This is a genomic window from Bradyrhizobium sp. T-12, assembly GCF_058314695.1.
Window position 1 is genome coordinate 1,511,326 of record NZ_CM177756.1, and the last position, 14,192, is coordinate 1,525,517.

Here is a 14,192-nt window from a genome sequence, read left to right on the forward strand (position 1 = left end):
CGGCCCACCTGAGATTCCCGAACAGACATGAAGATCACGTTGCTGAGACCGAAAGACTACACCCGCTCGCCCTGGAAGAACGGCGGCGGCATCTTCACCGACATTGCGGGCGCCTGGCGCGCTGACGCGGTGGCGAAGGATTGGAGCAGCCTGCTCTGGCGCCTTGCCTCCACGCCGATCGTGGCGCCCGGCCCGTTCTCCCATATGCCCGGCATCGACCGGCTCCAGATGGTCGTCAACGGGCGTGGGCTGGTGCTGAAGTCACCCACGCAGGAGTTCGACGAGCGTGAACCTTTTACGACGGTGCGCTTCACCGGAGAGATGGAGATTGTGACCGCGCTCGAAGAGGGACCGGTCGAGGTCGTGAACCTGATGGCCCGGCGCGGCGCGGCGGAGATCGAGCTCGTGGCGCTTCGCGAGCCGGGCACGCGGCAGCTTGTCGCCGGCACACATTTGGTTTACGCAGCGCGCGGCGATTGCCGCGTCCGCATCGATGACGAGGAATTCTCGCTTTCGCACGAGGACACGCTGAAAGTGGAGCTCACTGCGGCGTCGAAGCTCGCGCTTGTGTCAGGGCTGGCGGTGCTGGGATCGATTCGGCTCATCGGCTAGCCGGCGATGGCCCCGGCCATCCGATGCGCATAATCCATGCAACTGGCTAGGTTGACGGGGCGAGGCCGGAGCACGATATCTGTCCTGATGCAGACCGCCGCGCAAGATACGATATGAACGGGCAGGATATGACCGCGCCAGACCACAATCTCCCCGCCACATTGTCCGACGGCGTCGTTGATTGGCTGACCAATGGCACGCGCGACGAGCGCTTCATCGACAACATTTTTGCCGAGATGTGCATCCGTCTCCAGCAGGCCGGCATTCCGCTCGCGCGGTCGACGCTCCATGTCCGCATCCAGCACCCGCAATGGCTGGGGGCCCGCATCATGTGGTCCGACGGCAAGCGCGAGGCCGAGATTTCGCGGGTCGACTTCGATGTGCAGCAGCGCTCCGAATATATCGGCAGCGCCGCCCACGAGATATTCGAGGGGGCGGCCGAAGTGCGCGAGAATCTCGAACGTGACCCGTCGCTCGGCCGCAAGCATGCGCTCTATGACGAGATGCGCGCGAAAGGCCTGACCGACTATGTGGCCTGGCCGCTGCATCACACGCTCGGCAAGCGGCATCTCGTCACCTTCGCGACCGACCGGCCCGGCGGTTTCGACGATGCGCATGTCGCCGCCCTCAAGAACGTGTTGCCGGTGCTGGCGCTGGTCAGCGAGATCCGCGTCAAGAATCGCCTGGCGCGGACGCTGCTCGAGACCTATGTCGGCTCCCATGCCGGCGAGCTCATCCTGGCCGGGGCGACCCGGCGCGGCACGGGCACGACGGTGCGCGCCGCGATCATGATCTGCGACCTCAGGGATTTCACCAAGATTTCCGACAACTGGCCGCGCGACGACGTCATCGATCTGCTCAACGACTATTTCGACGCGATGTCGGAGCCGATCGCACGGCACGGCGGCGAGATCCTGAAATTCATCGGCGACGGCCTGCTCGCCATCTTCCCGCTGAGCCAGCCCAATGCCTGCGCCAACCTGCTGCATGCCGTGACCGAGGCCCGGCAGGCCATGGCCGCCCTGAACGAGCGAAACAAGATGACCAGCCGCGCGCCGCTGAACTACGGCATCGGCGTCCATGTCGGCGACGTCATGTACGGCAATATCGGATCGAGCAGCCGGCTCGACTTCACCGTGATCGGCCCGGCCGTCAACATGGCCTCCCGGCTCGAAGCCCTCACCAAGAAGTTGGGACGAACGGTGCTGCTGTCACGCGACTTTGCGGAGCTGGTGCAGCCGAAGTTCGAGCTGGAGCACGTCGGTCAGCATGAGGTGCGCGGCTTCAGCGATCCAATCGAGCTGTTTGCCTATCACGGCTGAGGCAGGCTGCGCCGGACGCGCCGGTGAAGCTAGAGCCCAAGTCGGGCCGCGACGTGATCGATCGCCATGTCCAGCGCCAGCTCCAGCGGTCGTGTCGAACGCAAGGTTTGCGCCAGCAACAGGCCTCCTTGCAGGCTGGCGAGCATTGCCTCCGAAAGCTCCCTCAAATCGCCGGCAGGGGCTCTCCCCGCCCGTGACTGCATTCTGGCGAATGCCGCTTCGAAATAGCCTGCCCAGCGTGCAAAGCTCTCCGCCAACGCCGCGCGCGTGCGCGGCGTCTCCGAGAGTTCGGCAGCCAGTGAGCCGAGAGGGCAGCCGCCAGCGCAATTGGTCTGGTCCGTCAGCTCGACCACCGCGTCGCGCCATCGGCGAAGTCCGGCGATGGAATTGAGCTTTCGCAGCAGACCCTCGTGCGTTCCGAGCACGCACTCGGCCTGTCGCTGGATCACCGCCAGCACGAGCTCATCCTTGTCGGCGAAGTAGTGATACACCTGCGACTTGCTGGCCTTGCTGGCCTCGATCACCGCATCGATCGTCGTGTTCGCGGCGCCTCGCTCGCGCACGAGCTCGGTTGCCGCATCGACGATGCGCGCGCGTGTTGCCGCGCCCCGTGCCGTCTTTGGCACTGAGGTGTTGGGCGCTGAGGTCTTTGGCACCGGAGTCCTGGACAATGCAGTCACGTTTTTGTTCATCGCCGTCACCGTACTTGACAGGGATGATGCTGGCAAGTAATTGGACTAAATAGTCCAGTTTTTGGAGAAGACAAGAATGCCTCGTCTCGACAATGGTGATGCCTTTCCGGCCCTGACTCTCGACACGGTCGCCGACGGTACGGTTTCCGTCTCCCACCACCTGGCCGGTCACTACGGCGTGGTCCTGATGTATCGCGGGTCGTGGTGCCCGTATTGCAATGCGCAGCTCGCGGCCTTTGCACGGGCAAAGGAGAAGCTTGATGAGCTCGGGATCAGGGTCGTCGCCATGTCCGTCGACGACAAGATCGACGCAAGCACGCTGGTGGAAAAGCATCGGCTGAATTTTCCGGTCGGCTATCGCGTCGATGCAGAGGCGATCGCCGCGACGACCGGCGCTTACATCAACGAGGGCCCGCGCTATCTGCAATCCACCGGCTTCGTTCTCGACCCAGGCGGAAGGGTGATCACGGCGGTCTATTCCAGCGGCGCGATCGGCCGGCTGGTCGTTGAGGACGTGATCGGCTTCGTCCGTTACGTGAAATCCAGGTGAGGCCAGCTGAACCCCCGGAGGTACGGACGTGAACTCACATGAGGTTGCCGTCGTCGTTGGCGCGGGTCCCGGATTGGGCAACGCGCTCGTTGCGCGCTTTGCGGATGAAGGCATGCATGTTGCTGCGATCTCGCGCAGCGGCGGCGCAGGTGAGCCCCACCGCGATCTGGTTCGTCGTTACTCCTGCGATGCGACGATCGCGGAGCAGGTCGAGGACGTGTTCGCCCGCGTCGAAACGGAAATCGGGGCGCCATCCCTCGTGGTGTTCAATGTCGGCATCTGGGACCGGGGAGGAATCCTCGACATCTCCGCGGCACTGTTCGAGCAGGCCTGGCGCACCGGTTGCCTTGCGGGGTTTCTGGTCGGCCGGGCCGCTGCAGCTTCCATGCTGGAAAGCGGAGGCGGGACGATCATCTTCTCCGGTGCAACCGGATCAATCCGGGGCGGCGGCGGGTTTGCCGCCTTTGCCTCTCCGAAATTCGCCCTGCGGGCGCTGGCACAATCGATGGCTCGCGAGCTGGGGCCGAAGAACATTCACGTGGCGCATGTCATACTCGACGGCATGATCGCGCGGGACGACGATCCCTCGGAGACGCTGCTTCAGCCGGCGGCGATCGCGGAGAGCTATTATCATTTGTACCGGCAGGCCAGCAGCGCCTGGACCCATGAGCTCGACCTGCGGCCGTCAAGTGAAAGATTCTAGCTTGCCGGCCGCCGCCTCGGTCCGAGCCGCCCACCCCAGGCCGCGCGACTGGCTGCTGCTGGCGTCACTGGTGTTGATCTGGGCCGTGAGCTGGCCGGTCATCAAGATCGGTGTCGGCCAGATATCGCCGATCTGGTATGGCTGCCTTCGCTATGCGATCGCGGCGCTCATCCTGTTCGCAGTTCTTGTTGCGCGCGGTGAGCTTGCCCTGCCGCCGCTTGCTGATGTCACGGTCGTCGTCATATCGGGTACGCTTCAGATGGCGGCGTATTCGGCGCTCACGGGTCTTGCCCTGACGATCTTGCCGCCGGGGCGTGCGTCCGTGCTGGCCTTTTCGACGCCCATCGTGGTCGCGCCGCTCGCGGCCTAGCGGCTGGGCGAAGATCTTGGACCGAAGATGCTGGCGGGCGTGTTGATCGGATGTGCAGGAACCGCCGTGATCGCCTCGCCCTCCTTTGCCGTCGTCGGCAGGCAGACGCTGGCCTATGCCATGCTGATGGGCGCCGCCACGGCCTGGGCCGTCACCATCGTGACCGTGCGGGCGCATCGCTTCACCTCTTGGGCGTTGAGCCTCGCGCCCTGGCAGATGCTGATCGCCGCCATCCTGCTGCTGCCGATCGCGATCTTCGCCGAAGGAGCGACCCCGGCGATATCGCCGCTTGGTGCGGCCACGCTCGTCTACGTGGCGCCGGTCGCAACCGCATTCGCCTACTGGGCCGTGGTCGAGGCCGGGCGTCGCTTCGCCGCGAGCACCATGTCGATGGCGCTGCTGGCGACACCCAGCGTCGGGCTCGTGATTTCCGCTTGGGTGCTGAACGAGCCGATCAATGCGTCTCTCGTCGCAGGGGTGGCTCTGACCGCGACCGGAATCCGCCTGACGATTGCGACGACGCGAAGTCGATGATCGAAGAGCCCCTCGTCAGGCTGCGAGCCGCTGCCCCGGCGAGGGCACACGGCGGCTCGTCTGTTGCCAACGCGGACATGTGCAACTACGCTTTGGCCCAGCTAGTGCCCATGGTCCTTCGATTGTCCGCACCGACATGCCCAAATTCCTACGCATCGGAGTCCTTCAGTCGAACGTGTCGGGATACACGTCGAAGGCGTGGTGCGTCCGGCGCGCTGGCTCGGTGGTCTTCCTGAAGTGGGGAGCCGTCGAGGTCCATGGCGCCGGCGACGGGCGAAGGGTCTATTGGACGCGCCTGCCGCAGGAGAAGACGGTTCGCTGCGGCACGGTGCAGCGCGCCCAGGACTATGCCAAGGCCGCGATCGCCCGGCGCCGCAGTCATCGCTACGAACCGCTGGCCGGACCGATCGCGCCTCGGCGCCGATCAGCCGAGCGCAGCGCCGAGCTCAAGCAGGCGCTCGCCACCATCCTGATCGTCGATATCGTCCGCTCCACCGAAAAGGCCGCAAAGCTCGGCGATGCGCGCTGGACGAAAATCATGGGCCACTATTACGCGGCGGTCCGCAAGGAGTTGAAGAGCACGCGCGGCAAGGAAGTGGTGACGACCGGTGACGGCGTGCTGGCGACATTCAAGGCGCCGGCATCCGGCATCCGTTGCGCGACCGCGATCCAGAAGGCCGTGCGCACGCTGGGGCTCGACATCAGGGTCGGGCTGCATGCGGGCGAGTATAGCATGAGCGGGGGCGAGATGGTCGGTCTCGCGTTTCACATCGGCACGCGCGTCGCCGCCAAGGCGCGCGCCGGCGAGGTCCTGGTCTCGAGCGCGGTCAAGGACCTGATGGCGCGATCCGAGATCCGCTTCAGGGACCACGGCGTGCACCAGCTCAAGGGCGTTCCGGCGCGGTGGCGGCTGTACCGGGTCGAGGATTGAGTGGAACCGACGAAGCCCTCGCGCCGCGCGCGGAACTCGTTGACGCGACTGGCTTCTTCGGATTCGCGATCGCCGCGTTAAGGTCGGAGACACCAAGCGCCTTTACGGGTCCTTCGCCTCTCTGTTCTAGCCTTTGATGTGGCTGGGACAATCTCGATGGGTTTCTTCGCGCGGCTTGGTGACGCTTTCGCGATCGGTGATACGACCGATCCGCTCGGCCGTTCGCTGCTCGTCGAGCAGTTCCGCGTGCTCCGCGAGCAGGTGCCGGTGCTTTATGCCGCGCTTCTGGTCAACAGCATCAGCGTAGGGCTGCTGCTTCCGGACACGGTCTCGGCGTGGCTGCGATTTGCCTTGCCAGCCGCTCTGCTGGCGGCCTGTCTGTTTCGGCTGGCCCAGTGGCTCCGGCTGAAGAAGGCCGATTTCACCGCCGAGGAAGCGTACCGGGAGCTCGCAAAGGTTCGTCTCGCCACGGTGGTGCTCAGCTCCAGCTTCGTGATCTGGATCCTGGCGCTGTTCATGGTGGTCGATCCCGGCCTGCGCGTGTCGGTCTCCCTGCTTCTCTTCATGGGCTGCGTCGGAACGGCTTACTGCCTCGGCAGCTTCCCGCCATCGTCCCGGCTGACGATGCTGATCGCGGGTGCACCGATCGCGACGCTGCTGCTGCTCTCCGGCGACGGGATGCTGGTCTCGGTCGGAATCAATCTGCTGGCGCTGCTCGTCCTGCTCGCCCGGATGATCAACACCAATTTCCGCTCCTTCGTGAATCTGGTCGAGACGCACGGACGGCTGTCCGAAGAGGGTGACCGCGCCCGGGCCGCAGAGCAGATTGCGACCGCGTTCGCGGAGCGCTTCGACAGGGCGCTCAACAACATGTCCCAGGGCCTCTGCTTCTTCGACGACGACCAGCGCCTGATCGTCTGCAACCGGCAATATCTCGAGGTCTACGATCTCGACCCGAAACGGGTCCGGCCGGGCATGAAGCTGAACGACATCGTCGATCTCCGCTATTCGGCCGGCAGCGCACCGAAGATGTCGAAGCAGGACTATCTGGCCTGGCGCAACAGCGATCCGGTGATCGCTGCGAATTCGGACACGACCGTGGAATTGACCAACGGACGGATCGTGCGGATCCGGCATCGCCCGATGGAGGGGAAGGGCTGGGTCGCGACCCACGAGGACATCACGGAGCGCCATCGCACCGAGAGAGCACTCGCTGAGGCGGAAGCCTCTTTCCGCCTGCTCTTCGAAGAGAACCCGCTTCCGATGTGGGTGGTCGATGCGAAGACGCGCCGGCTCATTGCCGTGAATGGTGCGATGTGCCGGCATTACGGCTATTCCCGCCAGGATCTCCTCGCGCTGTCCGAGCATCAGCTCGCCTATGGCGAGCAGCAAGCCGGAGCCGAGCGCGACTGCGAATTGCACAGGACCGCCGGCGGCGAGGCGATCGAGGTCGTGATCGAATCCCGGCCGCTCGCCTATGAGGGACAGTCCGCCCATGTCTGCGTCGCCTTCGACGTGACGGAGCGCAATCGGGCGCAGCAGAGGGTGAGTTATCTCGCGTGTCACGATGCGCTGACGGAACTGCCCAACAGGGCCGCTCTGGACCAGCATCTCGGCGCGGCGATCGAACGCGCGGAGATCACCGACAGCCCCTTCGCCGTGCTCTGCATCGATCTCGATCACTTCAAGGCGATCAACGACCGTTTCGGCCATGCCGTCGGCGACGCCGTGCTCTGCGAGGCCTCGCGGCGCCTGCAGGACGCCGCGCAAGGCTCCTACGTCGCGCGCGTCGGCGGCGACGAGTTCATCGGCATCATCGACCGGTCGCCGCTGCCGGCAACGGCAGAGCTGCTTGCCACCAGGATGCGCGCTCAGTTCGAGCATCCGATCGAGGTCGACGGCCATGCGCTGAAGATCGATCTCTGCGTCGGCATCGCGCTGTATCCGAGAGACGCCGACAATTCCGCTTCCCTGCTTGCGAACGCGGATGCCGCGCTGTATCGCGCCAAGCACGACGGCCGGGGAGCCATCCGCCTGTTCACCAGCGCGATGGACCAGCAGCTGCGGGATCGCCGCGCGCTGGAGCACGATTTGCGCAATGCCGTCGAGCGCGGCGAGCTCTATCTGGAGTATCAGCCGCAGCAGCATCGGGACGGCACGCTCATGGCCTATGAGGCGCTGGTGCGCTGGCGGCATCCGGTGCGCGGGAGCATTCCTCCCGGCGCGTTCATTCCGATCGCGGAGCAGAGCGGCTCCATCGCGCAGATCGACGACTGGGTCCTGATGGAAGCGTGCCGGGAGGCGGCGTCATGGGATCAGCCGCTCCGGGTGGCCGTCAACGTCTCCGCGGCGCAGTTTCGTCGGGAAAACCTCGACGGCCAGGTCCGCAGGGCGCTGCGGGACAGCGGGCTTCCGGCCGCGCGTCTCGAGCTCGAAATCACCGAAGGCGTCCTGATCGAGGACATGCCGCGGGCCAAGAGGACGATGCAATCGCTCAAGGCGCTGGGCATCCTGATCGCGCTCGACGATTTCGGAACCGGATATTCGTCGCTGTCGTACCTCGAAGCGTTCCCGCTGGATCGCATCAAGATCGATCGATCCTTCGTCGCCTCGCTCGGCCAGGGCGAGCGATCGCTGGCCATCGTACGGGCCGTGATCGGCCTCGCCCACGGGCTCGGCGTGCCGGTCCTGGCGGAAGGTATCGAGACCGACACGCAGATGTCGCTCCTGATCCAGGAAGGCTGCGACGAGATGCAGGGATATCTGATCGGGCGGCCCGGCAGCCTCGTGCCGTCCAGGCCCGGCAAGAACGCGCGAAGGCGAGCGGCATCCTGAACGGCGAACGCGGCGCAGAGCGCTCTAGCCGGCCGGACCGGTCCGGTCGCATTTCGGGCATCGGCCGTCCGCGGCGCTCGCGAGCTGGTGGCCGATTTCTTCCCTGAGGGCGTCGGCCTCGAACGGCGTCCCGTCGCTCTTCAGGATTCGCTTGGCGCGTTCGTAGGCATGGCTCTCGGCGGCGTCGTCGCCGACGCGGATGACCACCTCATCATGAAAAGGGCAGGCTGTGGTCGCACGCGTCGTCTCGAGCGCGTAGCGCACGGCCGCTGAGAGATCGTCGAGATTGGCGGACATCATGGCTGCTCTCCTGGTCGAGGCGGTCCCGATGGTGGCCTGTTGCTTGCGGGCGTGCCTGCTCTGTCCAGCGGCTGGGCCATTCAACCCGCGGTCCCAGCTCTCGTTCCATCGCACCCGCCGGCAAAGCCGCTCCTTTCGGAGCCGGATTCCTGATCGCGATTGCCCGCACCCCTTCTTCCGAAGCGGCGCCCGGAGTGCCTAGGAGTCCGGGCCCCGCTTCGTGCGGCACCGGGCGACAGCGCGCCCGAAACCACCTTGATCATAGGCGCGGCCGGATGGCTCGCATTGACCCATCGCAAACCTGGGAAAGCTCCGTAGGGAATCGTCCGGAATTTCGCCGACGGCGGTTCCGGAGGATAAGAGGAGCATGCACCGCCAGATCCTCTTCAGGTGCCCGCGCACCGGCATAAACGTCCAGCATCGGATCGATGACGAGCGATCCGAGAGTTCGGCGTCGGCCGACAGTTATGTGCCCGTGCGATGCCCGGCCTGCATGTCGCTGCACTTCGTCAACAGCGCAACCGGCAGGCTGCTGAACGAGCGACATGCGCAGCCCGCCGCGAGGCCGCGTTCCGCCTGATCCGGTCGCGTCGCGACGCCCGCGCGGGAAACCGTCAATGGATCGCCGCGTACATGATGGCTTCCTCCGTCGCCTCCAGCGCGGAGAACTCCTCGACGACCTTGCCTTGCCGGCACACCAGGATGCGGTCCGACAGCGCCATGATCTCCGGCAGGTAGGACGAAATCACGACCACCGCCTTGCCCTTGTCGGCCAGTGAGTTGATCAGCTCGTGAATCTCGACGATGGCCCCGACATCGACGCCCCGCGTCGGCTCGTCGAATATGATCAGCTCCGGATCCTGGATCAGCGATTTGGCGATCACGACCTTCTGCTGGTTGCCGCCGGACAACTCGACGACCTTGGCCTCGTCGCCGATGGCGCGCACCTTGAGGCGCTCGATCCACGATTTTCCGGTCGCCGTGCTCTCGCGTCGCGACAGCCAGGCGCGTCCCCTGGGAAACTTGGCAAGCAGGCCGAGATAGATGTTGCGCGCAATCGATGCGGTCTCGAAGAACCCTTCGACCTTGCGGTCCTCGGTCACGTAGGCAATGCCCGCCTGCACCGCCGGGGCGGGAACGCGGTAGCGCACCGGCTTGTCTCCGAGGATCACCTCGCCGCCATGGAAGAAGTCTCGCTTCATGACGCCTGCGACGATCTTGAAGGTCTCGGTGCGCCCGGCGCCGACGAGGCCGAACACGCCGGTGATCTGGCCCGCGAACACCGACAGCGAATTGTTCTTCACCATCGGCGCCATCTTCAGGTTCTGCACCGTCAGCACCCGCTTGCCCGAAGGGCGGATTTGCGTCTTGCGCGCGCCGTAGAGCGTGTTGGAGAGATTCCGCCCCACCATCGCCTGGACGATGCGCGCCCGGTCGAAGCGGGAGGCATCGTCGGTCACCACATGCTTGCCGTCGCGCAGCACCGTGATGCGGTCGGCAAGCAACAGCGCCTCTTCGAGCGCATGCGAGATGAAGATGATGGAGACCCCGCGCCGCTTCAGGTCCTTGACCAGGTCGAAGAAGTATTTCTTCTCCTCCGGCGTCAGCGTCGCCGTCGGCTCGTCGAAGATGATCACCTTGGCCTTGTGCAGGACGGCGCGCGCGATCTCGACCATCTGCTTCTTGGCCGCCCCCAGGCCGCCGACCGTCGCCGTCGGCGTCACGTCGAAATTGAGCGATTGCAGGAATTGCTGGGCCGCGATGTAGATGCCGCGCAGGCGGTTGTAGAACTTCTCCTGGCCGAGGAACAGGTTCTGCGCCACCGTCATCGTCGGCACCAGGCTGTTCTCCTGGAACACCATGGCGATGCCGAGATTGCGCGCCTCCAACGGAGTCCTCGGGGTGACCTCGACGCCGTCGACGCTCATGCCGCCAGATGTCAGCGTCACGACGCCGGCCATGACTTTCGTCAGCGTCGACTTGCCCGCACCGTTCTCGCCGACCAGCGCATGGATCTCGCCGCGCCGCAGGTCGAAATCGACGCCGTCGATGGCGGGCACGCCGGCGTAAAGCTTGGTCGCCTTCGACAGCGACAGGACCAGGTCGTTCATGAGCGGGCCTCCTCGCCGAGCGAGGCCAGCGGCAGCCTGATGACGCGCCCGGGTCCCTTTGCGATCATCACGAGATCGCTGCCGCATTCGACGGCGGCGACGATGCCGTGGTTGACGCCGTCGGCGCGGCTATGCAGCGAGGTGCGCGGCGAGCCGTCGGCTGCGAGGCGGATGACGAGGCCGTATGACCGCGGCGGCGCCCATGGCTTCATCACGCCCATGGTCTTGATGTGTGCGCCCTGCAGCGGCTCTTTGAAGGAATGGCCGGAGCGCAGGCGCGGCGCCACCCAGAACTCCGGGTCGATCTCCGCGATCATGCGGCGGCGATAGGCGGGCTCGCGCAGCACGAACTCGACCAGCTGGGTGCGTGCGGTGAAGGCGGTGAGCCAGAAACCGCCGCCGGGCGCCGGCGAAAGCCGGGACGGATAGACGGGCAGGTGCCGCAGCAGATCTTCGCGGGTTCCGTCCGGCGCGATCGAGACCAGGCGATGCCGCCAGCTTTCACTGACGAGGATGTTGCCGTCGCTCGCCACCGCGCCGAAAGCGTAGCCCAATCCGCCGGCAAGCTGCGTGATCGCGCCCGACTTCGAATCGAGCCGCAGCACGCGGCCCGTCTTGCCGAGCTCCATCAGGTCGCGCGCCCAGTCGCCGACACCGCGCAACGACGATCCGTCCGTTGCGATCAACGTCCCGTCGGCCGCGGGCGCGAGCGCGTTGACGGCGTGCAGCCCTTGCGAGAATGTGGCCGTGGGCGTCTCCGCCGCGACATTGTCGTAGAGCCGGACTTCCGTGCCGCCGAGCGCGACGGCGAGGCGTCCCCCGGGCAAGGATACCAGCGCAGAGATTGGCCGCTCAAAGGTCCGAACCGTCGTTGCCGCGTTGCCGGAAAGGCGTGTCAGCCGCACGCCATCGGCAAGCAGCACCGAGGTGCCGTCGGTGGCGAGATCCTCCGGCGCTTCGCATTCGAGCAGGGTCTCCGCATGCTCGAGCGCTTGGTTGGGTTTCAACGCCCCGTCGAACGACGGGACGGTGATGGCCGCCTCGCCGCGGCCGAGGAATCGGTTGGCGAATTCGCTGAGTGCGGCGATCACGATGACGTCCCCCAGCGCTTGTCATATTGCACGAAGTTCGGATCGGCGTTGTCGAGCTTGAAGCGGCCGATCCGGTTGTTGGCGATGCCGCCGAGATAGAGATAGCCGCGATGCTCGCGCATCGAGGTGATCATGGGATGGTTGAGACCCCTAAGGTCCCAGAACGATTCCAGGATCTTGCCCTGCTCGTTGAACTTGACGACGCAGCCGGTGTTGATGTTCGGGAATAGCCATTCGTCGACCGGCACCCGCTTGGCCATGCGCCGGCGGAAGCCCGGCATCTTCCAGGCAAGGTCGAGCGACGGGCTGCGCATGCCGACCAGCGCCAGCCAATAATTGCCGTCCGAGGCAAGGTTGATGTTGTCGGGATAGCCGGGCAGGTTGTCCATGACGATTTCGACGTCGCCCTTCTTCGGGCCTGCGAACCAGTAGCGCTTGATCGAGCAGCCGAACGTCTCCGCGAACAGGATGGATTGCCCGTCGCTCGCGACCGCGACGCCGTTCGGGAATTTGAGGCCGCGCAGCGCGGTATGGGTCGCACCGGTCTTGGTGTCGTAGCAGATGATGCGGCCGTTGCCGCGCGCTTCCAGCCCGTCGACCGGCCACTCGTCCATCTCGTAGCGAACGGTGGCCTCTGAGAAGAAGATCAGCCCGTCGTCGGTGATGTCCAGATCGTCGGCGAGCCGCAGCCGGCTGTCGTCGTTCACGGAATAGAGGCTGCGGTTGGTCTCGTCGGTGGCCTTCTCCACGGTACCGTCGGGCTTGATGCGGTAGAGGCCCATGCCGCCGATGCAGACATAGAGATTGTCGTGCTTGTCGAAGGCCATGCCGAGCGGCTGGCCGCCGATATGCGCGAACACCTCCATCCGCTCGTAGTCCGGCGGAAAGAAACGGATGATGTCGCCGTGCCGCGATCCGGCGTAGAGCACGTCGTTGCGATCGAGGATGACGTCCTCGGGCGCCTCGATCCGGCCGAGCCCGATCAGCGAGACGTCGCGCAGCCTGTCGTTCTGCTCGAACGGTCCGCCCTTGCCGATCTCGGTCGGCGGCGGTGGCGGCAGCGCATGGTAGGTCGGGGCGACATAGACCTTGCTGATGATGCGGGTGCGGTTCTTCTGCCAGCGGATGTCGACCATCGCGGCCGCCAGCAGGATCGTCGCGAGCGCCATGCGGTTGACGCCGCCGCGCGCGTTCATGGCGGTCAGGCCGTTGGTGACGAGGAGGACGACGAGCACGCCGGCCATCGACTTGACCACCGACCCCTTGCCGCCGCCGAGCGTGATGCCGCCGAGCACCGTCGCGGTCAGCACGATCACCTCGAGGCCGACGCCGATGTCGCCGCCGACGGTGCCGAGCCGGGCGGCGAAGAACAGCGCGCCGATGCTGGTCAGCACGCCGCTCGCGACATAGCAGAGCGCGATGGTGCGGCGGACGGGAATTCCGGAATTATAGGCCGAACGCCGCGAGCCGCCGATCGCGGTGATGTGCCAGCCCGGCCGCAACCGCGTCAGGAAGACGTGGCCGAAGATCGCGATCACGATGTAGACCAGCGCGACGCTGGGGATGCCGACCACGGTTCCGCCGCCGATGAAGTCCCATGTCGGAATGTCGGGGAAGGCGGAGGCGATGGCGTTGGAATAGCGCTGGATCAGCAGATCGTAGGCCGAGCGGTAGATGATCAGCGTGATCAGCGTGGTGATGAAGGCGCGCAGCCTGAGATAGCCGATCAGCACGCCGTTCACGGCGCCGAGCAGCCCGCCGACGATCATGGTGACGACCACCACGGCGGGGACCGGCCAATTGAGCACGTCGAGCAAATACAGCGCGCAAAAATCCGTCAGTGCGAAGATCGATCCGACCGACAGATCGATGCCGCCGACGATGACGACCAGCGCCATGCCGAGCCCGATGAAGCCGATCTCGCCGGCCTGCCGCGCGGTGTCGGCGAGGCTCGACGGCGACAGGAAGTGCTCGAGCGAACGGCTGAGCGCGAAGCCGACGATCAGCAGCAGGATCACTGGAATGGCGGTTTCGGTCCATCGCTTGGACAGGATCTCGCCGAGGAGATGGTCCGGCCAGTAGCGATATCGGAGCCTCGTCAGTGTCTCGCGCATCTGCCTTCCGATGATTCCATGAGCAGG

Annotated in this window: 15 protein-coding genes; 10 read left to right on the forward strand and 5 right to left on the reverse strand. The window is 65.6% G+C overall.

Annotated elements, in window-relative coordinates; genetic code table 11:
• Positions 1 to 27 precede the first annotated feature (27 nt).
• On the forward strand, positions 28 to 612 hold the full coding sequence (locus AC0WRY_RS07305; RefSeq protein ID WP_194406342.1) for a HutD/Ves family protein: 585 nt from the start codon (positions 28 to 30) through the stop codon (positions 610 to 612).
• Between the two features lie 128 nt (positions 613 to 740).
• The gene (locus tag AC0WRY_RS07310) at positions 741 to 1,934 is read left to right on the forward strand and encodes an adenylate/guanylate cyclase domain-containing protein (RefSeq protein WP_194408191.1); all 1,194 of its coding nucleotides are present in this window, start codon (positions 741 to 743) and stop codon (positions 1,932 to 1,934) included.
• 29 nt (positions 1,935 to 1,963) lie between these two features.
• Here AC0WRY_RS07310 and AC0WRY_RS07315 read toward each other — a convergent pair whose 3' ends face one another.
• Positions 1,964 to 2,497 (reverse strand): TetR/AcrR family transcriptional regulator, encoded by a 534-nt coding sequence (locus AC0WRY_RS07315; RefSeq protein ID WP_246776487.1) that lies wholly within the window; start codon positions 2,495 to 2,497, stop codon positions 1,964 to 1,966.
• Here AC0WRY_RS07315 and AC0WRY_RS07320 point away from each other — a divergent pair.
• The 7 genes from AC0WRY_RS07320 (at position 2,442) to AC0WRY_RS07350 (ending at position 8,549) form a co-directional block, all read left to right on the forward strand.
• On the forward strand, positions 2,442 to 2,666 hold the full coding sequence (locus tag AC0WRY_RS07320) for a hypothetical protein (RefSeq protein WP_246776538.1): 225 nt from the start codon (positions 2,442 to 2,444) through the stop codon (positions 2,664 to 2,666). The two genes, AC0WRY_RS07315 and AC0WRY_RS07320, sit on opposite strands and share 56 nt — an antisense overlap.
• 36 nt (positions 2,667 to 2,702) lie before the next feature.
• Positions 2,703 to 3,176: a peroxiredoxin family protein gene (locus AC0WRY_RS07325; RefSeq protein ID WP_194406344.1), complete on the forward strand. Its 474-nt coding sequence runs from the start codon at positions 2,703 to 2,705 to the stop codon at positions 3,174 to 3,176.
• Positions 3,177 to 3,204: 28 nt separating this feature from the next.
• Positions 3,205 to 3,879 carry an SDR family NAD(P)-dependent oxidoreductase gene (locus AC0WRY_RS07330; protein ID WP_194406345.1) on the forward strand — a complete coding sequence of 225 codons (675 nt, stop codon included), beginning with the start codon at positions 3,205 to 3,207 and terminating at the stop codon, positions 3,877 to 3,879.
• Position 3,880: 1 nt separating this feature from the next.
• Entirely contained in the window at positions 3,881 to 4,249 is a 369-nt protein-coding gene (locus AC0WRY_RS07335) for a DMT family transporter (RefSeq protein WP_194406346.1), read from the forward strand.
• A 27-nt stretch (positions 4,250 to 4,276) separates the two neighbouring features.
• The gene (locus AC0WRY_RS07340) at positions 4,277 to 4,783 is read left to right on the forward strand and encodes an EamA family transporter (protein WP_491122852.1); all 507 of its coding nucleotides are present in this window, start codon (positions 4,277 to 4,279) and stop codon (positions 4,781 to 4,783) included.
• A gap of 136 nt (positions 4,784 to 4,919) precedes the next feature.
• Positions 4,920 to 5,714, forward strand: coding sequence for an adenylate/guanylate cyclase domain-containing protein (locus tag AC0WRY_RS07345; protein ID WP_194406348.1), 795 nt, complete (start codon positions 4,920 to 4,922; stop codon positions 5,712 to 5,714).
• Positions 5,715 to 5,870: 156 nt separating this feature from the next.
• A complete protein-coding gene (locus tag AC0WRY_RS07350) occupies positions 5,871 to 8,549 on the forward strand; it encodes an EAL domain-containing protein (protein WP_194406349.1) in 2,679 nt (892 codons plus the stop codon).
• A gap of 24 nt (positions 8,550 to 8,573) precedes the next feature.
• Here the strand turns inward: AC0WRY_RS07350 and AC0WRY_RS07355 are convergent, their stop codons facing one another.
• Positions 8,574 to 8,849 carry a hypothetical protein gene (locus AC0WRY_RS07355; RefSeq protein ID WP_194406350.1) on the reverse strand — a complete coding sequence of 92 codons (276 nt, stop codon included), beginning with the start codon at positions 8,847 to 8,849 and terminating at the stop codon, positions 8,574 to 8,576.
• 367 nt (positions 8,850 to 9,216) lie between these two features.
• Here AC0WRY_RS07355 and AC0WRY_RS07360 point away from each other — a divergent pair, with 367 nt between their 5' ends.
• Complete coding sequence (locus tag AC0WRY_RS07360) at positions 9,217 to 9,429, forward strand: hypothetical protein (RefSeq protein ID WP_194406351.1); 213 nt, start codon at positions 9,217 to 9,219, stop codon at positions 9,427 to 9,429.
• A gap of 34 nt (positions 9,430 to 9,463) precedes the next feature.
• On the opposite strand, the gene AC0WRY_RS07365 is transcribed toward AC0WRY_RS07360, so the two are convergent.
• From AC0WRY_RS07365 to AC0WRY_RS07375, 3 genes are read right to left on the reverse strand one after another with little or no spacing between them, the layout of a single operon-like run.
• A complete protein-coding gene (locus tag AC0WRY_RS07365) occupies positions 9,464 to 10,960 on the reverse strand; it encodes a sugar ABC transporter ATP-binding protein (protein ID WP_194406352.1) in 1,497 nt (498 codons plus the stop codon).
• Positions 10,957 to 12,051: a WD40 repeat domain-containing protein gene (locus tag AC0WRY_RS07370; protein ID WP_194406353.1), complete on the reverse strand. Its 1,095-nt coding sequence runs from the start codon at positions 12,049 to 12,051 to the stop codon at positions 10,957 to 10,959. The genes AC0WRY_RS07365 and AC0WRY_RS07370 overlap by 4 nt, the downstream gene beginning before the upstream one ends.
• Positions 12,048 to 14,165, reverse strand: coding sequence for an ABC transporter permease (locus tag AC0WRY_RS07375; protein ID WP_194406354.1), 2,118 nt, complete (start codon positions 14,163 to 14,165; stop codon positions 12,048 to 12,050). Before AC0WRY_RS07375 ends, AC0WRY_RS07370 begins: the two co-directional genes overlap by 4 nt.
• Positions 14,166 to 14,192: the final 27 nt, after the last annotated feature.

What these genes read in the sequence shown, in the direction of transcription:
- AC0WRY_RS07305 (WP_194406342.1), top strand. Translation starts at nt 28, where the DNA reads ATGAAGATCACGTTGCTGAGACCGAAAGACTACACCCGCTCGCCCTGG.
- AC0WRY_RS07360 (WP_194406351.1), top strand. Translation starts at nt 9,217, where the DNA reads ATGCACCGCCAGATCCTCTTCAGGTGCCCGCGCACCGGCATAAACGTC.
- AC0WRY_RS07345 (WP_194406348.1), top strand. Translation starts at nt 4,920, where the DNA reads ATGCCCAAATTCCTACGCATCGGAGTCCTTCAGTCGAACGTGTCGGGA.
- AC0WRY_RS07325 (WP_194406344.1), top strand. Translation starts at nt 2,703, where the DNA reads ATGCCTCGTCTCGACAATGGTGATGCCTTTCCGGCCCTGACTCTCGAC.
- AC0WRY_RS07350 (WP_194406349.1), top strand. Translation starts at nt 5,871, where the DNA reads ATGGGTTTCTTCGCGCGGCTTGGTGACGCTTTCGCGATCGGTGATACG.
- AC0WRY_RS07340 (WP_491122852.1), top strand. Translation starts at nt 4,277, where the DNA reads ATGCTGGCGGGCGTGTTGATCGGATGTGCAGGAACCGCCGTGATCGCC.
- AC0WRY_RS07375 (WP_194406354.1), bottom strand. Translation starts at nt 14,165, where the DNA reads ATGCGCGAGACACTGACGAGGCTCCGATATCGCTACTGGCCGGACCAT.
- AC0WRY_RS07355 (WP_194406350.1), bottom strand. Translation starts at nt 8,849, where the DNA reads ATGATGTCCGCCAATCTCGACGATCTCTCAGCGGCCGTGCGCTACGCG.
- AC0WRY_RS07365 (WP_194406352.1), bottom strand. Translation starts at nt 10,960, where the DNA reads ATGAACGACCTGGTCCTGTCGCTGTCGAAGGCGACCAAGCTTTACGCC.
- AC0WRY_RS07310 (WP_194408191.1), top strand. Translation starts at nt 741, where the DNA reads ATGACCGCGCCAGACCACAATCTCCCCGCCACATTGTCCGACGGCGTC.